The organism is Nocardioides sp. (assembly GCF_044226305.1).
In the GTDB taxonomy this organism is placed as follows: Bacteria; Actinomycetota; Actinomycetes; order Propionibacteriales; family Nocardioidaceae; genus Nocardioides.
The window spans coordinates 18483-36110 of the sequence record NZ_JBGAHF010000011.1; the positions used below are offsets into that span (position 1 = coordinate 18483).

17 protein-coding genes are annotated in these 17628 nt (G+C 73.3%); 11 read left to right on the forward strand and 6 right to left on the reverse strand.

The window, feature by feature from the left end; genetic code table 11:
* The 3 genes from ACILQ5_RS12985 to ACILQ5_RS12995 are packed head-to-tail and all read left to right on the forward strand — an operon-like array spanning window position 1 to window position 2812.
* Complete coding sequence (locus ACILQ5_RS12985) at window positions 1–1098, forward strand: hypothetical protein (protein ID WP_395658427.1); 1098 nt, start codon at window positions 1–3, stop codon at window positions 1096–1098.
* Window positions 1095–2003 carry an ABC transporter ATP-binding protein gene (locus ACILQ5_RS12990; protein WP_395658428.1) on the forward strand — a complete coding sequence of 303 codons (909 nt, stop codon included), beginning with the start codon at window positions 1095–1097 and terminating at the stop codon, window positions 2001–2003. Before ACILQ5_RS12985 ends, ACILQ5_RS12990 begins: the two co-directional genes overlap by 4 nt.
* A complete protein-coding gene (locus tag ACILQ5_RS12995; protein ID WP_395658429.1) occupies window positions 2000–2812 on the forward strand; it encodes an ABC transporter permease in 813 nt (270 codons plus the stop codon). The genes ACILQ5_RS12990 and ACILQ5_RS12995 overlap by 4 nt, the downstream gene beginning before the upstream one ends.
* Here ACILQ5_RS12995 and ACILQ5_RS13000 read toward each other — a convergent pair.
* Window positions 2802–3605: a lipase family alpha/beta hydrolase gene (locus ACILQ5_RS13000; RefSeq protein WP_395658430.1), complete on the reverse strand. Its 804-nt coding sequence runs from the start codon at window positions 3603–3605 to the stop codon at window positions 2802–2804. The two genes, ACILQ5_RS12995 and ACILQ5_RS13000, sit on opposite strands and share 11 nt — an antisense overlap.
* A 16-nt stretch (window positions 3606–3621) precedes the next feature.
* Window positions 3622–4656 (reverse strand): hypothetical protein, encoded by a 1035-nt coding sequence (locus ACILQ5_RS13005; RefSeq protein WP_395658431.1) that lies wholly within the window; start codon window positions 4654–4656, stop codon window positions 3622–3624.
* Window positions 4657–4724: 68 nt separating this feature from the next.
* Here ACILQ5_RS13005 and ACILQ5_RS13010 point away from each other — a divergent pair, with 68 nt between their 5' ends.
* Complete coding sequence (locus ACILQ5_RS13010) at window positions 4725–5924, forward strand: cysteine desulfurase-like protein (RefSeq protein WP_395658432.1); 1200 nt, start codon at window positions 4725–4727, stop codon at window positions 5922–5924.
* A 51-nt stretch (window positions 5925–5975) separates the two neighbouring features.
* Here the strand turns inward: ACILQ5_RS13010 and ACILQ5_RS13015 are convergent, their stop codons facing one another.
* Complete coding sequence (locus ACILQ5_RS13015; RefSeq protein ID WP_395658433.1) at window positions 5976–6422, reverse strand: hypothetical protein; 447 nt, start codon at window positions 6420–6422, stop codon at window positions 5976–5978.
* A 124-nt stretch (window positions 6423–6546) separates the two neighbouring features.
* Between ACILQ5_RS13015 and ACILQ5_RS13020 the strand changes: the two genes are divergently transcribed.
* The 5 genes from ACILQ5_RS13020 to ACILQ5_RS13040 all read left to right on the forward strand — a co-directional run bounded on the left by ACILQ5_RS13020 (window position 6547) and on the right by ACILQ5_RS13040 (window position 10851).
* Window positions 6547–7179 carry a hypothetical protein gene (locus ACILQ5_RS13020; RefSeq protein ID WP_395658434.1) on the forward strand — a complete coding sequence of 211 codons (633 nt, stop codon included), beginning with the start codon at window positions 6547–6549 and terminating at the stop codon, window positions 7177–7179.
* 28 nt (window positions 7180–7207) lie between these two features.
* Complete coding sequence (locus ACILQ5_RS13025) at window positions 7208–7468, forward strand: type II toxin-antitoxin system Phd/YefM family antitoxin (RefSeq protein WP_395658435.1); 261 nt, start codon at window positions 7208–7210, stop codon at window positions 7466–7468.
* Window positions 7465–7863 carry a PIN domain-containing protein gene (locus ACILQ5_RS13030; protein ID WP_395658436.1) on the forward strand — a complete coding sequence of 133 codons (399 nt, stop codon included), beginning with the start codon at window positions 7465–7467 and terminating at the stop codon, window positions 7861–7863. Before ACILQ5_RS13025 ends, ACILQ5_RS13030 begins: the two co-directional genes overlap by 4 nt.
* A gap of 73 nt (window positions 7864–7936) precedes the next feature.
* Entirely contained in the window at window positions 7937–9196 is a 1260-nt protein-coding gene (locus ACILQ5_RS13035) for a lipase family protein (RefSeq protein ID WP_395658437.1), read from the forward strand.
* 125 nt (window positions 9197–9321) lie between these two features.
* The gene (locus tag ACILQ5_RS13040; protein ID WP_395658438.1) at window positions 9322–10851 is read left to right on the forward strand and encodes a M1 family metallopeptidase; all 1530 of its coding nucleotides are present in this window, start codon (window positions 9322–9324) and stop codon (window positions 10849–10851) included.
* Window positions 10852–11113: 262 nt separating this feature from the next.
* Here the strand turns inward: ACILQ5_RS13040 and ACILQ5_RS13045 are convergent, their stop codons facing one another.
* Window positions 11114–12592: a S8 family peptidase gene (locus ACILQ5_RS13045; protein WP_395658439.1), complete on the reverse strand. Its 1479-nt coding sequence runs from the start codon at window positions 12590–12592 to the stop codon at window positions 11114–11116.
* A 190-nt stretch (window positions 12593–12782) separates the two neighbouring features.
* Here ACILQ5_RS13045 and ACILQ5_RS13050 point away from each other — a divergent pair, with 190 nt between their 5' ends.
* Together ACILQ5_RS13050 and ACILQ5_RS13055 are read left to right on the forward strand one after the other, a co-directional pair.
* A complete protein-coding gene (locus ACILQ5_RS13050) occupies window positions 12783–14141 on the forward strand; it encodes a DUF222 domain-containing protein (RefSeq protein WP_395658440.1) in 1359 nt (452 codons plus the stop codon).
* A gap of 107 nt (window positions 14142–14248) precedes the next feature.
* Window positions 14249–15646: a hypothetical protein gene (locus ACILQ5_RS13055; protein ID WP_395658441.1), complete on the forward strand. Its 1398-nt coding sequence runs from the start codon at window positions 14249–14251 to the stop codon at window positions 15644–15646.
* 17 nt (window positions 15647–15663) lie between these two features.
* Here the strand turns inward: ACILQ5_RS13055 and ACILQ5_RS13060 are convergent, their stop codons facing one another.
* Window positions 15664–16092 (reverse strand): hypothetical protein, encoded by a 429-nt coding sequence (locus ACILQ5_RS13060; RefSeq protein ID WP_395658442.1) that lies wholly within the window; start codon window positions 16090–16092, stop codon window positions 15664–15666.
* 20 nt (window positions 16093–16112) lie between these two features.
* Window positions 16113–17585: a gamma-glutamyltransferase gene (locus ACILQ5_RS13065; RefSeq protein WP_395658443.1), complete on the reverse strand. Its 1473-nt coding sequence runs from the start codon at window positions 17583–17585 to the stop codon at window positions 16113–16115.
* Window positions 17586–17628 lie beyond the last annotated feature (43 nt).

The window sequence follows — 17628 nt, forward strand, 5'->3', positions numbered from 1 at the left end:
ATGACCCCTCTCGGCCGGTGGAGCGTCGTCGCGCTCGGTGTGCTGCTGGTCGTCGGCACGCCCGTCGCCGTCGCCGCCTGGCCGACCCCGGACTCCGACGTGAGCGCCGCCGAGCTGCTCGCCGAGGTCACCGCGGCCGAGGACCACCCGTGGTCCGGGTACGTCGAGACCCAGGGCAGTCTGCAGCTCCCCGTGCAGGACGACTTCGCCGACGTCGGCGCCCTCCTCTCCGGGCACACCCGGCTGCGCGTCTGGTGGCGCTCGGCCGACGACTGGCGGGTCGACCAGCTCGAGACCGCGGGGGAGTCCGACCTGGTCCACCAGGACCCGTACACGACCGAGTGGAGCTACGAGGCCGAGCGCGCCCGGGTCAGCCGCGACCCCGACATCCGGCTGCCCCGGACCGCCGACCTGCTGCCACCGGTGCTGGCCGCGCGCGTCCTGGACGACGTCGACGCCCGCGACGTGAGCCGGCTGCCGGCGCAGCGGGTGGCCGGGGTCGCCGCACCCGGCCTGCGGGTCCGGCCCGCGCAGCCGCAGTCCAGCATCGACCACGTCGACCTGTGGGCGGACCCCGACAGCGGCGTCGCCCTGCGCGTCGAGGTGTACGGCGCCGGCTCGGGCGCGGCCGCGTTCACCACCGAGATGCGGGACTTCTCCGCCGCCACCCCGGCGGCGTCCCGCACCGCCTTCGAGCCACCCGTCGGCACCCACGTCTCGTACGACGACGTGCTGGACATCGCCGACGCGGCGAACCAGTACGCACCCCTCCGACCGCCCGACCGGGTCGGCGGGCTGGCGATGGCCTCGGCGTCCCAGGGCGCCGTCGGGGTCTACGGCGCGGGACTGGCCCAGCTGATCGCGATCCCGCTGCGCCACCAGGAGGCCGACCCGCTGCGCGAGCAGCTCGGGAACAGCCCCGACGCCGCGCAGGTCGACGAGGGGGTCCTCGTCGCCGCCGGACCCCTCGGCGTGCTCGTCACCGGCCAGGACGGCGACGGCGGTTGGCTGGTCACCGGGACCGTCACGGCCGCCACGCTCCGGGCCGCCGCGCGCGACCTGGTCGCCCACACGACGTACTACGAGGACGACGAGTGATCCGCACCCACGGCCTGACCAAGCGGTTCGGCCCGATCACCGCCGTCGAGGACGTCGACCTCGACGTCCGCGAGGGCGACGTCTACGGGTTCCTCGGCGCCAACGGCTCCGGCAAGACCACGACGGTGCGAATGCTGCTCGGGCTCGTCCTTGCCACGTCCGGCGAGATCGAGGTGCTCGGCGAGCCGATGCCGCGCGGCTGGCGCCAGGTGCTGCCACAGGTCGGCGCGCTGGTCGAGGGCCCGGCGGCGTACCCCCAGCTCTCGGGTCGCGCCAACCTCGCGCTCTCCGACGCCGGCGGCCCTGGCGGCACGCGGGCCACCCGGGCCGGGCGCATCGACGACGCCCTCACCCGCGTCGGGCTGGACGGCATCGACAAGCGCCCGGTGCGCGCGTACTCCCTCGGCATGCGACAGCGGTTGGGCATCGCCACCGCGCTGCTGCGCCACCCGCGGCTGCTCGTCCTCGACGAGCCCACCAACGGTCTTGACCCGCACGGGATCCGCGAGATCCGCGAGCTGCTGCTCGAGCTCAACGCCGGCGGGACGACCGTCTTCGTCTCCAGCCACCTGCTCGCCGAGATCGAGCAGACCTGCACCCGCGTCGGCGTCCTGGACCGCGGCCGCCTGGTCCTGCAGGAGGAGCTCGTGCACCTCCAGCAGCCGACCGGCCGGGTCGTCGTCCGCACCTCGAGCGTCGCCGCGGCGCGGGCGGTCCTCGACGGCGTGGTCGAGCGCCAGGACGGCGACCGCCTGTGGGTGCGCGCCGCCGACGCCGCCGAGCTCAACGCCCAGCTCACCGCGGCCGGCGTCCCCGTCGTCGAGCTCGCGGCCGAGCGGCACACGCTGGAGGAGGTCGTGCTGCGCGCGACCGCCGGCAGCGGCGACCGGGCGGTGACCCGATGATCGGCGTCGAGCTCCAGAAGATAGTGCGCAGCCGCCGCACCTGGACCACGATCCTGCTCATCGACGCGCTGCCGACGCTGGTCGGCGTGCTGCTAGCCGTGACCGACCTCGGGCCGCGGCCCGGCGACGGCCCGGCGTTCCTCTCCGCGGTCCTCACCGACGGCGCGCTGTTCCCGCTCGCGGCGCTGGCGATCGTGTTGCCGCTCTTCCTGCCGATCGCGGTCGCGGTCACCGCCGGCGACGCGATCGCGGGTGAGTCACAACAGGGGACGCTGCGCTACCTGCTGGTGCGCCCCGTCGGCCGGACCCGGCTGCTCGTCGCAAAGCTGGTCAGCGTGATGGCGTTCGTCGTCCTGACCGTGCTGGTCGTCGCCGCCACGGCGTACGTCGTCGGCACGCTGCTCCTCGGCAACGACACGACCGCGGGCGTGGCGAGCGTCTCCGGCAGCACGCTGACGACGCCCGAGCTCGTCGAGCGGACGCTGCTGGCGCTGGCCTACGCGATGCTCTGCATGCTCGGCGTCGCCGCGATCGCGCTGTTCCTGTCCACCGCGCTGCGATCGCCGCTCGGGGCGGCGCTCGGCACGATGGCCGTCCTGGTCGCCTCGACGCTGCTGCTCACGATCGACGCCGCGCACGCGCTGCAGCCCTACCTGCCGACCCGCTACTGGCTGGCCTTCGTCGACCTCTTCCGCGACCCGATCCTCTGGCGCGACGTCACCCGCGGGGTGCTGCTGCAGGGCGTGTACGTCGTGGTGTTCCTCGGTGCCGCGTGGGCGAACTTCGCCACCAAGGACATCACGGACTGACGGCCGCGCACACCGAGCCGTCCGGTGCCCCCGGGGTCTCCCGGTCGAGCTGGTCGGCGACCATCGCGAGCACGGTGGGGTCCTGCGGGACGTCGGTGTGGCCGACCTCCAGGCCCGGGCAGACCGACTGCACCGAGAAGCTGGTCGCGCCGTCCAGGACGCCGGACTCGGGCGGCACGACGGTCGCGTCGTCCGCGGTCCACATCGCGACCCACCGCGGGCCGGCGGGCGTCTCGTCCCCGTCGTTCAGCGCGCGGAGCAGGTCGCTGCCGGTGGCCAGCTGCTGGCAGGCGGCGGGGCAGGTGGTCGAGCCGAGTCCCGACGCGAGCGTGGCGAGCTGGGTCCCGTGGTTGGGCGAGGACAGCGTCACCACCCGACGGGCGATCGAGGCGCCACCGAGGTCGGCCACCCAGACCCGCGCCACGATGCCGCCGGCGGAGTAGCCGACCACGTCGACCGACTCCGCCCCGGTGCGTTCCAGGGCCTGGTGGGCCGCCTCGTCGAGGACCTTCGCCTGCGTGCGCAGGTCGCCGGTGCCGTCGCCAGCCAGCTGGACGACCGTGACGTCCCGCCCGTCGTCGCGCAGCCCGGCGGCCAGCACGTCGAGGCCGGTCGTCGAGCCGCCGTACCCCGGCACGAGCAGCACCGGCCCGGCCGCGTCCTGGGCCACCGGCTGCACCGGGTCCGGGCGGGACAGCAGGTAGGCCGCGGCGCCGACCACCGCGAGCACGAGCGCGAGGACGACGATCGCGCCGACGAAGCGGCGCCGCGCGGGCGAGAGACCGTCGAGCACCTCTCCATCCTGCCCCTCAGGTCCACGCGTCGACGGCGTGCTCGAGGTTGAGGCTGATCGCGGCGGCCGCGAAGTGGTGGTCGCCGGTGGTGCCCTGGAGGCCCGCGACCCGTGCGTGCAGGTCGGCGACCGCGTCGCGGGCACCGTCCAGCTCGTCGGGGTCGCGGAGCAGCGCGGCCACCCGGCGCAGGGCGACGGCCGTCGAGGCGCGGAGGGCGGCGGAGGTCGGGTCGTCGCGCCGGATCTCGTTGCGCTGGTCGGCGACGAGCTCGATCACCTCGTCGACGCAGCCGGTGAGCCGCTGGAGCGCCTGCGCGCGGGAGTCGTGCCGGTCCGCGCTGTCGGCCCACCGGGCGGCCTTCCAGTTGGCGCGCCGGGCCTCGCGGGCTCGGGCGCTGAGGTCCTCGGACTGGCGGGCCGTGCGTGCCAGCGAGCTGCGCAGCGCCTTCCAGTCCGTCTCGCCGACGATCTCCTCCTCGAGCGCGGTCGCGAGCTCGTCGAGCTGGTCGGCGAGCTGCGCCTGGAGGCGGTCCTGGGCCCGGGAGGCGGGGGTGAGCGGCATCTGCGGCAGCACGAGGTTGACCCCGACGCCGACGAGCGCGCCGAGAGCGGTGAGCCCGCCGTACGCCGCGGTGTAGCCGATCGGGTCGCCCTTGCCGGCGACCAGCACGAACATCGCGGCGAGCGGGATCCAGGCGCCCATCACGCCCGCGATGCCCGAGGCGCCGAGCAGGCTCCCCGCGACGACGGCCACGCCGAGGGGGAGCGGTGCGGGGACCGGGAGCACCAGGGCGACCAGGGCCAGCACAGCGCCGAGCAGGATCGCGACGACGACCTGGAACGAGTCGCGCACCGACGCGGCCACCGACGTCGAGACCACGGTGAGCGCCCCGAGCGGGGCGTAGTAGGCGTACCCCGACGCGAAGTCGCCGATCGGCTGCACGACCAGCCACGCCAGCATCGCGGCGAGCGCGGCCTTCACGGCAAGGAACAGGCTGGGGTGCGCGCGGGCGGTCGAGCGCACCCGGCGTACGGCGATGGTGGTGCTCATGTCCTCCTCGTACCCGTTCCAGGAGTGGGCCACGACGGGGCGCCGGCTGGACCGGACATGATGGGCCCATGACCCTCGACGTGGCCCGGATCCGCGGCGACTTCCCGGCACTCGACGCCGGCGTCGCCTTCTTCGACGGCCCCGGGGGGACCCAGGTGCCACGCCAGGTCGCCGAGGCGATGGCGACGACGATGACGTCGGGGATCTCCAACCGCGGCACCGTCACTGCCGCCGAGCAGCGGGCCGAGGAGGTCGTCGTCGCCGCGCGGGCCGCGGTGGCCGACCTGCTGGGCTGCGACCCCGGGGGAGTGGTGTTCGGGCGGTCGATGACGCAGGCGACGTACGACGTCGCGCGGGCGCTCGCGAAGGAGTGGGGTGCGGGCGACGAGGTCGTGGTCACCCGCCTCGACCACGACGGCAACGTCCGGCCGTGGGTGCAGGCGGCCGAGGCCGCGGGGGCGGGGCTCCGCTGGGTCGGGTTCGACCGGGAGACCGCCGAGCTCACCGTCGACGACGTCCGCGAGCAGCTGTCGGGCCGGACCCGGCTGGTCGCCGTCACCGGCGCCTCGAACGTCCTCGGCACCCGGCCCGACATCCCGGCGATCGCCGAGGCGGTCCACGAGGCGGGTGCGCTGCTGTACGTCGACGGCGTGCACCTGACCCCGCACGCCCCGGTCGACGTCGCGGCGATGGGCGCCGACTTCTTCGCGTGCTCGCCGTACAAGTTCTTCGGTCCGCACCACGGTGTCGTCGTCGCCTCGCCCGAGTTGCTGGAACGGATCCACCCCGACAAGCTGCTGCCGTCGTCGAGCCAGGTCCCCGAGCGGTTCGAGCTGGGCACGCTGCCCTACGAGGTGCTCGCCGGCACGACCGCCGCGGTCGACTACATCGCGGGTCTCGCCTCGTCCGCCGACGACCGCCGGACCCGGGTGCGGGAGTCGATGCGGGCCGTCGAGGAGCACGAGGAGCAGCTCTTCGCGCGGCTGCTCGAGGGGCTGCGCGGCACCGACGGCGTCTGCCTGCACGGCGCGCCGACGTGTCGCACGCCGACCGTCTTCTTCTCCGTCGACGGCCACGAGGGTCGGGAGGTCTACGAGCACCTCGCGGCCGCGGGCGTCAACGCCCCGGCGAGCAACTTCTACGCGATCGAGGCGTCCCGCTGGATCGGCCTCGGCGACAGCGGCGCGGTGCGCGCGGGCCTGGCGCCGTACACGAACGACGACGACGTCGACCGGCTGCTCGCCGGCATCGCGGAGGTCGCCGGCTGACGCGCTCTCACACCCTCCCCGTCACACCCTCCATGCCGTGCGCCTCCGGGATCATGACACGCGGGTCTCGACCCGGGCCGGCTGGTGGTCGGCATGCTTGGTCATGAAGTCGTACCAGCCGTGCTCGGTCACGGTGATCAGGTCACCGCCAGAGAAGCCGGTGGCGGCGTACCGCCAGGCGTTCGACCACGCCCACTCCACGGGTGTCCACACGCAGAGGCCCTCCCGCACGACCACCGTGACCACCTTCAGCTCGCTCGGCGAGTGCCAGCGACCGTCGTCCCACTTCGTGCAGACCGCCTCGATGACGTCGCGGGCTCCTTCGTAGTCGTCGATCACGGAGCCGCAGCGCAGCTCCTCGATCGCTCGCACGCGCTGACGTCCGGAGGGATCGTGGACGAGGACCGCGTACGCCGCACCTCCCACCAAGGGCACCCGGTCGGCCACCTCCTCGATCAGCTCGGCGGGACTGCGCACGTCGGTGGGCTCGATCTCCATGGTGCGACTGTGCCCCTCTCACGGGGTGGGCCGCGTCGGTTGTCCACAGGCCCGGGGACGGCCCTCGCGCGCAGCGGCGTACGACAGCAGGCTGGTCCTCGACCACCACGACTCGGGGAGAACCATGGGCTACACCACCGACTTCATCGGACACGTCGACATCGAGCCGCACCTCAACGCCGGCGAGATCGCCTACCTGGAGGCGTTCCGTCACGCCCGGCACTTCGACCGGGGCGGTTCGGCGTACGACGTGCCGGGCAACCCGCTCGCTCCCGACCACGAGGGCGTGCCCAACGAGCGGTACAACGCGCTGGCGCCCGGGAAGCCGCAGCTCTACTGCCAGTGGGCGATCTGTGGCAGCGGCTGCTGCCTCGCCTACGACGGCAACGAGAAGTTCTACCAACCCGTGGCCTGGTTGCGGTACCTGATCGACCACCTGCTCGCGCCCGGCGCGCTGGCCGAGAAGGAGCGCCACCACCAGCTGGCGGAGTTCACTTTCGACCACCGGCTCAACGGCATGATCGTCGGCTGCCGGCGGGACACGCGTGAGCTCTTCGCGATCACGGTGACGGACAACGTCGTCGCCACCGAGGTGCTGCGGGCCGGTGACGCCTGGGACGAGCCGCCACTGGCGTACCAGGAGGCGATCGACCGTGACCGCGACGCACTGGTTCGTCGCCGACGGGACTCGCCCGCCGCCCGCGCTCGCGCTCGCGGCGCGGGCACGGTGGTCGATCTCGGCCGACGGCGCTCGTGAGTGTGCAGAAAATGCTATGTTCTGCCACATGGACGCCGTGGCCAGTCGCGACCTGCGCAACCACACCGCCGACGTCTTGCGCCGTGTCGGTCAGGGTGGCGTCGTCGCCGTGACGGTGCGCGGCGAGGTGGTGGCCGAGCTGCACCCACCCCTTGACGCGCGGCCCCGTTCCTGGCGGCGGGCGGACCTGTCCTCCTGGCTGGCAGCGGAACAAGCGGACGCCGGGCTGCGGACCGAGCTCGGGGCGCTCGCCGGCGAGACGACCGACGACCTCGACTCGCTCCAGTGACGGCCTCGGGGCTGCTGGACACCAGCGTCTTCATCGCCTCCGAGAGTGGCCGCGACCTGGCTTTCGACCAGCTGCCGGACGAAAGCCTCATCTGCGTCGTCACGCTCGCGGAGCTGGAGGCGGGCGTGCTGTCTGCGACGACGACGGAGATCCGGGCGCGACGCCTCCGGACCGCTCAACGAGCCGCATCCATCGTCCCGTTGCCGATCGACGCGCCGGCCGCCGCGGCCTGGGCGCGCCTGCGCGTCGTGCTGCACGAAGCGGGTCGCCGGATCGGCGTCAACGACCTCTGGATCGCGAGCGTGGCGGTCTCGCGCAACCTCCCCGTCGTCACCCAGGACGACGACTTCGATGTGCTCGCCGAGCTGGGGTTGCTCGAGGTCGTCCGGGTGTGAGCGCCAGGGCTGCCCGGTAACGATGCGCCCTCCGCGTCGTTGGTCCTGGCACCACGACATGGAGGGATGCATCGTGCGTCTGAGGATCGTCATCGCTGGACTCGCGACCGTGCTCGCGTCGACCGCCACGCTCGCGCCGGCTGTCGCGCCCGCCGAGGGAGCCGACACCGCCAGCACGCTCGTGCGGCCGAACAAGGACCCGTTCTACAAGTACGACGGCGCCAAGCCGCTCCGGAAGTACGCGCCGGGCGCGCCGCTGAGGACGCGGGAGGTCACGGTCGGCCTCGACACCAACGAGACCCCGCTGCCGGCGCTGCAGATCCTCTACCGCACCAGCGACATGCGCGGCCGGGCCGTCGCGACGGTGACCACGGTGATCCAGCCCGTGACCGGGACCGCGGCGCCGCGGCTGGCGGCGTACCTGAGCTTCTACGACGCGCTGTCGACCAAGTGCAACCCGTCGTACACGCTGCGCGGCGGGAACCCCGGCCAGCCCAACCAGAAGCTGACCGACCTCGAGCAGGGCTCGGTCGCGGCGCTGCGGGCCGAGGGCTACATCGTCACGGTGCCGGACTTCGAGAACCAGCGGCTCGACTACGTCGCCGGTCCCGAGTCGGGGACCAGCGCGCTCGACGGGATCACCGCGACGATCAAGGCGCTCCACCTCGACCGCGCGACGCCGGTCGGCATGCTGGGCTACTCCGGCGGCTCGATCGCCGCCGACTGGGCGAGCGAGCTGCAGCCGCGGCACGCGCCGTCGATGAACCTGGTCGGCACCGCGATGGGCGGTTTGCCGGTGAACATGAAGCACAACCTGCCCTACATCGACGGCACGCCCGAGTGGTCCGACGTCATCCCCGCCGCGATGATCGGCATCAGCCGCGCCAACGGCATCGACCTGCGGCCCTACCTGTCGACGTGGGGGCGCAAGGTCGTGCGGACGGAGTCGCACCAGTGCATCGGCGAGTTCTCCGGTGAGTTCCCGAACCTGACGATCAAGCGCCTGATGAAGCCGCGGTACGCCGACCTGCTGCACGTCCCGGTCTTCCGGCGTCTCCTCGACCGACTGGTCATGGGCACGGTGCCGGGCCACCCCAGCGCGCCGATGTACATGATGGCCGGGAACTCCGACGGCACCGGCGACGGCGTGATGATCGCGGCCGACCAGGCGGCGCTCGCCGCGGAGTACTGCCGCCAGGGCGTGCCCGTGCAGTACCAGGAGATGCAGGGGCTCGACCACAGCAACACCGGTCTCGCGTTCCTGACCAGCGCGATGCCGTGGCTGGCCTCGCGGTTCGCGGGGGCGCCGGCGCCGAGCACCTGCGCGAGCTGACGTCTTCCCGCCTTCTCTGAGGCCTCGCCACCGAGGCCTGTGGAGAGCGCGAGCGGACGGTCCGCGAGTCGTGCTTTTCTTCCGCCCGGGTCACACGGGGTGGCCCGTTCTCGGGAGGAAGACACATGCCTTCACACGCACGCGCACGTCTCGTCGCCGCCTCGGTCGGGCTGGCGCTCCTGCTGCCGGCCGGAGCCGCCGGTGCCGCAACCACGGCCGGATCGGTCGAGGGATCGCCGGGATCGCGGGGGATCGGCGATCCCTACTACGCCGACTACGGCAACGGCGGCTACGACGTCGAGCACTACAACATCCAGGACTCCTACGTGCCGCGCACCGACCGGCTCCGCGGCACCACCTGGATCCGCGCCCGGACGACGCAGGCGCTCTCGCGCTTCGACCTGGACTTCGTCCTTCCGGTCAGAAGCGTGCACGTCAACGACCAGCCGGCGACGTTCCGGCAGGGCGAGCACGAGCTGGTCGTGACGCCCTCGCGGCCGCTGCGCGAGGGCCAGGCGATGACGGTGCGCGTGACCTACAGCGGGGTGCCGTCGAAGGTCCGGTCCGAGGGCGCGTCCCCGTGGATCCGCACCGCCGACGGCGCTGTGGCCGCCGGCAAGCCGGAGATCGCCGCGTGGTGGTACCCCTCGAACGACCACCCGCGCGACAAGGCGACCTACGACGTCCGCGTCACCGTCGCCAAGCGCCTGGAGGCGGTCGGCAATGGCATCCTGGTGTCGCACCGGGCACGGCGCGGGCACCGCACGTGGCACTGGCGCGAGTCTGACCCGATGGCGCCGTACCTGGCGTTCTTCGTGGTCGGCCAGCTCGACATTACGCGCACCCGGGTCGACGGCGTCCCGGTCGTCACCGCCGTCGCCCCCGGCGGCCGCCGGGAGGGGAGGTACGCCGCCGCGGCGATCGCCCGCACGCCGGAGGTCGTCGCGTTCGGGTCCCGCGAGCTCGGCCGCTATCCGTTCGGCTCGATGGGCGGTGTCGCCCCTGCCGTGGGCTCCCGGTTCGCGGTCGAGAGCCAGACCCGGCCGGTCTACGCTCGCGGGCTCTGGCGGGGCGGCCCGAGCGTCTACCCCGTCGTCCACGCGATCGCGCACCAGTGGTTCGGTGCCTCGGTGTCACTGGACACCTGGCGCGACGTCTGGCTCAGCGAGGGGTTCGCGTCCTACCTCGAGTGGCGGTGGTCGGAGCGGCACGGGGAGGGGACCGGCCGACAGCTGTTCGAGGCGGCCTGGGACGACCACGCCGCGGACCGCGCGTTCTGGCGGACCGCGGTCGGCGACCCGGGTCCTCACCATGAGTCCGACGTCGCGGTCCTGGACCGCGGCGCGATGACCCTTCAGGCGCTACGCACCCGCATCGGCGGGCCGGCCTTCTTCTCGGTCCTGCGCGCGTGGGCGACGCAGCACCGCCACGACGCCGCCTCCACCGCCGACTTCGTCGCGCTCGCGGAGGAGGAGTCGGGGGAGGACCTCGGGTCCTTCTTCGACGCCTGGATCTACGCGCGGCAGCGCCCCGCGACGACCGAGGCGAACGGGTTCCCGCGGGGCTTCGACGCACGACCGGCTCGTCCGGCGCCCGCGTCCTGGGCGCAGATCAGCCGGACCCACCGCGCGCTGGCGGGTCTCGAGGCCCGGTGACGGCCGGTCGAGCGGTGTCGGTCGCTACTCGCGGGAGCCGAACGTGCGCACGGCGATGGCGGCCACGATGAGGATCGCGATGATGGCGATCGTCCACGCTGCGGCGGTCATGCGACCACCCCGAGAAGAGCGTTGAGGTTCGTCATCCGTCCATCCTGCAACGCGCGATCAAGCGTCGTTTCGCACGCCGGCCACAAAGTCAACGGCCCGCAGCCCCCGGTCGAGTGGGAGCTGCGGGCCGTTGGTCTGGGTGGCGAGGACCTCAGCGGACGGCGTCGAGGGCGTCGACGACGCCTTCACCGAAGTAGCTGTTGTCCGTGACCGGGCCGACGCACGGGGCACCGGCGGTCGCCGCGCTGCAGGCCTTGTCGTCGGCCTCGGCGCGCAGCTTCGCGAGCATCGTGGCCGGCGACCACGACGGGTGCGCGGACTTCATCAGGGCCAGCACGCCAGCGACGTGCGGGGACGCCATCGAGGTGCCGCTCTTGAGGCCGTAGCCGTTGTTGTTGACGATCGTCGACAGGATCCGCGAGCCGGGGGCGGCGACGTCGATGACGCCGAGACCGCGGTTCGAGAAGCCGGACAGGCGGCTCTCGGTCGAGCCGGCCGCGAACTGCTCCAGCGACGAGACCGTCACGACCCCGTCGAGCTCGGTCGGGATGTCCTGGCACTTGTTGTTGATCGTCCGGTCCACCGGGGTGCCGTCGTCGGGGCTGGTGGAGTCGGTCGTCTTGTTCGCCAGGTCGTACGCCGCGTTGCCGGCCGCGGCCGCGGAGACGACGCCCTTGTCGATCGACCACTGCACGGCACGGTCGACGGCCTCCTTGGCGGCGGCCTGGTCGGGCTGGTCGGAGCAGTAGAACATGAAGGGGTCGACGTAGTAGCTGTTGTTCGTCACGTCCATGCCGTGCAGCGCGGCCCACATGAACCCGCAGACGGCGTACTCCGGGTAGATGAACCCGTCGTCGTTGACGACCTTGACCGACGCCATCCGCACGTTGGGCGCGACGCCGACGATGCCGACGCCGTTGCGGGCCGCCGCGATGGTGCCAGCGACGTGGGTGCCGTGGTCGCTGGTCGTCGGGTACCACCCGGTCGGCGACGTGTCCGGCTTGCCGGCGTCGCTGCAGTTGACCGAGTCCGCGGTGTCGATGTTCGCGACGAGGTCGGGGTGGTCGGGGTCGATGCCGCTGTCGAGCACGCCGACCAGGACGCTGCGGCTGCCGTCGGTGACCTCGTGGGCCTGGTCGGCCTTGATCATCCGCATGTCCCACTGCTCGCCCTCGCGCGGGTCGGGCGTGACGGCGGTCGTGGCCTCGGAGCGGCCGCTGCGAGCCTTCTTGGCGCTCACGGCAGGCGTGCCCTCCGTGACCGGCACGGTGCGGGTCGCGCCGACGGAGTACAGCGAGCCGCGGGCGTAGCGCGCCACGTCGGTGCGGAACGACGAGGTGGTGGCGTGCGCGACCACCACGCCGATCTGCGGCCAGCTCTGGACGACCACGCCGCCGGCCTCGGTGACCGCCTGCTGGACGCGGCGGACCTGGTTGGCGTTGGTGGCGCGCGCGTTGAGCAGGTAGCTGGAGACGACGCCGTCCGGGGTGGCGATCGGCACCGGCGTCGAGGCCGGCTGGTGGGGGTGGGCCGGCTTCGCAGTGGCGCCGGGGCTCGTGACCGAGACGAGCACGGCGGCGAGGACGCCGGCGGTCGCGGTGGCGACCGTGGCGGGTCGCCGGATGGACATGCGGACCATGGTGGATCCTTCCCGAGAGTGGTGCACCCGCGCCCGGTCGGGCACGGATGCACCATCCAACAGGGCCGGAGGCCGCCTGAGAAGGGTCGGCACGCGTCCGTCCGGTTGCAGGTTCCTGCAGGAGCAGGGCGGCGTCGACGATGGGCTTGTAATCGAACAGGTGTTCGAGTAGACTCGCGACATGTCTCGGGAGCTCGCGATCACCACCGCGGTCGAGGGCGTCGGCGCGGCCGTGGCGGCGCTGGTCGGGGTCGACTGGGACGAGGTGCCGGCGGGCGAGCTGCCGGGGGTGATGGTGGAGCTGGAGCGGGTCCGGGCCCGGTTGGACGCGGCCCGACTGGAGGTCGCGGACCGGCTCGAGACCTCCGGTGCCACCGTCGGGCTGGGGTGGGCCTCGACGAAGGACTTCCTGACCACGGTGTCGGGTGGCCGCAAGGGCGCCGGTGGCGGGCTGCTGCGGGTCGCGGCCGCGCTGCGCGACCTCCCCGACGTCCGCGACGGCCTGGCGGACGGTTGGCTCTCGGAGCCCAAGGCCCGGGTGATCGCCCGCCGGGTGGGCCAGCTGCCCCGGGTCGAGGCGGTCCGCGCCGCGGCCGCCCGGGTGCTGCTGGACAAGGCCCGCGACCTCGACGCCACCGACCTGGACCGCGCCTGGCCCGACGTGATCGCCGAGATCGATCCCGACGGCCGCCTCCTGGGTCGCGAGCTCGACCTGCCCCGCGCCGAGCGCGCCGCCCACCACGCCCGGTTCCTCGGGTTCAGCCCCGACGAGCTCGGCGGGGTCCGGATCAGCGGCTACGCCGACGCCGAGAGCGTCGAGGAGGTCAAGGCCGCGCTGCTGCCCCTGGCCGTCCCGGTGCCCACCGACCCCGGCGCCTGCGGCGGCATCGCCCCCGACCTGCCCGCCGGCCGTCGCGGCACCACCTGCCCCGACCCCGGCTGCACCCACGACGGCCGCGACCCCCGCGAACCCGGCGCCCGCCTGTGGGACGCCCTGGTCGAGACCTGTCGCCGCCTCCAGGGCGCCGACCTCGTCCCCACCACCCACGGGGTCCGGCCCCGGCTCACCGTCACCATCGCCCTCGACGACCTCCGTGGACGGCTCCACGCCACCGGTCGACTGCCCGGCGACCAGTCACTCTCCGCAGCGGCGGTCCGCCGGCTCGCCTGCGACGCCGACCTGATCCCCCTCGTCCTCGGCACCCACAGCCAGGTCCTCGACGTCGGCCGCACCCGACGCCTGGTCACCACCGCGATCTGGCTCGCCCTGATCGCCCGCGACCGGCACTGCACCTTCCCCGGCTGCCACTGCCTCCCCAGCGCCTGCGACGCCCACCACGTCATCCACTGGGCCGACGGCGGACCCACCAGCCTCGACAACCTGGCGTTGCTCTGCCGCCACCACCACACCGTGGCCCACCAGACCGCCTGGACGCTCACCATCGACCCCGTCACCCGAAGACCGGCCTGGCACCCACCACCCCGCACCGGCGACGGCCGCATCACCTGGCACCTCACCCCGCCCTACCGAGCGGCCTGACCGCGACACCAGCGGAGTCGCACGGACCTCATCCACAGGCCGGCAGCAGCGTCTTCCGCAAAGGCCCGGTGGAGGGGACGCTGGCGACCTCGCGCACAGGAGGACAGATGGGACCTGAGGTGGACGACGATCGGGAGCCCTGGTGGCTGGTCACGTCGGTGTTCGACCCAGACGGCACGGGCAGCGACTTCGCCTACACCGAGGGCCTCGCGGCGGTCGGCGAGCCGGAGCTGCATCTGTGGGCGCGACCGACGCGTGGTGACGACCCGGGCCTTGACTGGAAGTTGAGTCCGCGTGACTGCTGCCTGATCCTCAACCAGCTGGCGTGGCGGCTGCTCGACGGGCGTCTGTCGGTAGGCGACTCGTGGACCGAGGAGTACGACGAAGGCTTCGTCACTGCGCACTTCTCGATCGGTGCGCCGGTCGACGCCGCGTCGGTCGACGCGTTCGGCGCGGGCGACGCCCCGGTGCTACCGATCTCGTGGTCACTGCGTCGCCCGCCTGTGGGACCGCCGAGATCGATGGACCCGGCGGCACGTGCGGCAGCCGAATCGACCTACGCCCAAGACGTACTCATGGTCGGAAGCGAGCCCCGGCCGGTGCCACCCGGGTGGGAGCTCCCTCGGAAGCCGAGGTGGGATTGCGATGAGCGGTTCGGTCCGCGGACTCCGTCAGTGCTCGGGAAGGCGGCGCGCCTCTGGATCGCAACCCCGGTCCAGTGGCGCGACGTCGTCGACTACGTCGTGACCGCTGCCAACCAGCGGCTCCCGATCAGCTACGCCCGTGCCGTAGCCCTCTCTGCTGCGCGCGAAGTGGGCCGGGTGACCGCTCTGGAGCGCCTGATCCTGGAGGTGGGGGCCGCCGTTGATGAGTTCTCGCGCGAGTCCGGTAGCGAGATCTGGGGCTCGCTGCGTGACCAGTACTGCCACGGCCTCGAGGAGGCCGAGGCCGGGCATGCCTGGTCCGAGGTCTCGACGGAGGTGAAGGACGCCCTTGCCACCTTCCTCGTGGTCGAAGCCGCGGCGGACCTCCTGCCCGACCGTGTCGTCCGCTTGGGCCAAGGCGTGGTGCTCGCTGCCCTCACGCCGGCCGGGCTCGCGCCGGACACACGTTGGCAGTGCGGTCCGGTGGTCGACCGCGCGGTCAGTGAGCTCGTCGCAGACACGCGGGTGAGTGCTCTGGTCGAGGCCGCCGCCGCATGGGACGAGATCTACTGGCGGGAGGGAGGTGCGGGCTTCGCCATCCTGACCTGGACGAGCGCCGGGTGCAGCCGTCCGATCTTCGTCGTCCTCGATGCCGATCGGTGCGACGCCGCATCCGACCTGCTCCGAGCCCGCGGCCTCGGCCTGGGGACGCTTCAGGTGTGGTTGACGTCGCTGGCGACCGTCCTCGCGGAGCGAGTGTCGATCGACCAGTCGGTCGTCGATGAGTTCCTGCGGGCCGGTCGTGCAGTGCCGGGGCTGAAGGAGCTCGTGAACACCCCGCTTCCTCCCGAGGCGGCCTGACGTCGCGGCGCGAGCCGTCAGCTGGACTTCCAGGGCCGGTCTCGCCAGGCGGCGGTCGACCAGAGCGCCCAGACGATGAGCACCGGCTGGAAGAACAGTCGGACGAACCGGGCGCGGTCGGTGTCGAGCCCGAACGCGTCGGCGTGGTCGACGTACTGCGCGATGTTGCCGGGGAAGACCGCGACGAAGAAGGCGGCGACCAGCAGGCCGACGCCGATCCGGCCGCGGCCGAAGGCGATGAGGGCGGCGCCGAGGCCGATCTCGACGACGCCCGAGACGACGACCACCGGGTCGTCGGCGACCGGGAACCAGTCCGGGACCTGCGCGCTGAAGTCCTCCCGCGCGAAGGTCAGGTGGCTGACGCCGGCGAACACGAGGGCGGCGCCGAGGACCACCCGGGCGACGGTCCGCGGAGCAGAGGTGGGCGGAGCGTCGAGGAGGGTCATGCGTTCGAGCCTAGGGGGGCTCAGCGCACGACCCGCACCGCGCCCTCGCGGCGCGGGTCGGCGGCGGCGACCATCCGGCCGTCGGGCCGGCGGAGCGTGGCGGCGACGCCGCCGTAGTACATGGTCAGCCCCTCCTCGCTCTCGCGCTTGACGACCTCGGTGGGGCGGCCGGCGTCGTGCACGTGCACCCGCGGGTGGTGCACCGCCTCCCGCAGGTCCATCCCGCCGGCGAAGCCGGCCAGCACCTGGGCGACCGCGGTGGCGATCCGGCCGGCGCCGGGGGAGCCGATGGCGAGGACCGAGCCGTCGGTGTGGCTGCCGACGGTGGGCGCCATGTTCGACATCAGCCGCGAGCCGGGCGGCAGGCCGTGCAGGCCGCGGCCGTTGAGCTCCTGCTCGCCGAGGGTGTTGTTGAGCCAGATCCCGGTGCCCTTCGCGATCATCCCGGAGAAGTAGCCCGACGACACCGTGACCGCGCACGCGCCGCCCGCCGAGTCGGTCGCCGAGCAGTGCGCGGTCGAGCCGGACTCCAGCATCGTCAGCGAGGAGCGGTCCACCAGGTCGAGGTACGCCGCCGCCTCGGCCGCCAGCTCCGGCGAGACGTCCAGGACGGCGTGCCGGTGGCCGAGCACGGCCCGCTGCACGCGCACCATGAGCTCGACGTCCTCCTCGGACCAGCCGTCGTGCGGGCGGCCGTCGAGCAGGCGCAGCATCGCGGCGACGCAGACCCCGCCCACCGAGGGGGGCGGGGTGGTCGAGAGGGTCCAGCCGCCGACCTGGGTGGAGAGCGACTCGTGGACCGCCGGCGCGTACGCGGCCAGGTCCTCGGGGCCGAGGATGCCGCCGCGCTCGAGGACGTCGCTGCTGATCAGCGCGGCGAGCTCGCCGGTGTGCAGCGTCGCCGCGCCCTCCGCGGCGATCAGCTCCAGGGAGCGGGCCAGGTCGGGAACGACGATCGGCTCGGTGATCAGCTCACCCCGGTCGTCGTGGACGGTGGCACGGCTGACCTCGTCCCAGCCGAAGATCGAGTCGTGCACGTACTCCAGGTAGTAGCGCGACGCTGCGGTCAGCCGGAAGCCCCCGCGCGCGACGTCGATCGCCGGGGCGACCACCTCCCGCCACGGCAGCCGGCCGTCGCGCCGGTGCGCCTCCTCGAGCGCGGCCACCGACCCGTGCGCCGCGACCGAGCCGGGTCCGATCGTGACGTCGACCCCGCCGCCGTACTCGGTGTGGACGTCCCACGTGCCGCCGCCGAGGGTGCGGCCGCGGCCGGGCATGTCCATCCAGCCGTCGACGGTGTACGGCGTCGCGCCGTCGGGCGGCTGGACGGTGACGAACCCGCCCGAGCTGAGCGAGACCAGGCCGACCTCGTTGACCATCGTGACCAGGGCCGCGGCCAGCGCGGCGTCCACGGCGTTGCCGCCCGCCCGCGCGACCGCCTCGCCGGCGTCGGCGGCGGCCTCGTTGGGAGTGGCGATCGCGACCTCGGGCACGCTTTCACCGTATCCACCCGGCCCGCCCACCCCGGGGGCAGGC

Bases quoted from the DNA above. Each gene is read 5' to 3' on its own strand.
- ACILQ5_RS12985 (WP_395658427.1), top strand. From the start codon at position 1: ATGACCCCTCTCGGCCGGTGGAGCGTCGTCGCGCTCGGTGTGCTGCTG.
- ACILQ5_RS12995 (WP_395658429.1), top strand. From the start codon at position 2,000: ATGATCGGCGTCGAGCTCCAGAAGATAGTGCGCAGCCGCCGCACCTGG.
- ACILQ5_RS13005 (WP_395658431.1), bottom strand. From the start codon at position 4,656: ATGAGCACCACCATCGCCGTACGCCGGGTGCGCTCGACCGCCCGCGCG.
- ACILQ5_RS13010 (WP_395658432.1), top strand. From the start codon at position 4,725: ATGACCCTCGACGTGGCCCGGATCCGCGGCGACTTCCCGGCACTCGAC.
- ACILQ5_RS13015 (WP_395658433.1), bottom strand. From the start codon at position 6,422: ATGGAGATCGAGCCCACCGACGTGCGCAGTCCCGCCGAGCTGATCGAG.
- ACILQ5_RS13020 (WP_395658434.1), top strand. From the start codon at position 6,547: ATGGGCTACACCACCGACTTCATCGGACACGTCGACATCGAGCCGCAC.
- ACILQ5_RS13025 (WP_395658435.1), top strand. From the start codon at position 7,208: ATGGACGCCGTGGCCAGTCGCGACCTGCGCAACCACACCGCCGACGTC.
- ACILQ5_RS13040 (WP_395658438.1), top strand. From the start codon at position 9,322: ATGCCTTCACACGCACGCGCACGTCTCGTCGCCGCCTCGGTCGGGCTG.
- ACILQ5_RS13045 (WP_395658439.1), bottom strand. From the start codon at position 12,592: ATGTCCATCCGGCGACCCGCCACGGTCGCCACCGCGACCGCCGGCGTC.
- ACILQ5_RS13050 (WP_395658440.1), top strand. From the start codon at position 12,783: ATGTCTCGGGAGCTCGCGATCACCACCGCGGTCGAGGGCGTCGGCGCG.
- ACILQ5_RS13055 (WP_395658441.1), top strand. From the start codon at position 14,249: ATGGGACCTGAGGTGGACGACGATCGGGAGCCCTGGTGGCTGGTCACG.
- ACILQ5_RS13060 (WP_395658442.1), bottom strand. From the start codon at position 16,092: ATGACCCTCCTCGACGCTCCGCCCACCTCTGCTCCGCGGACCGTCGCC.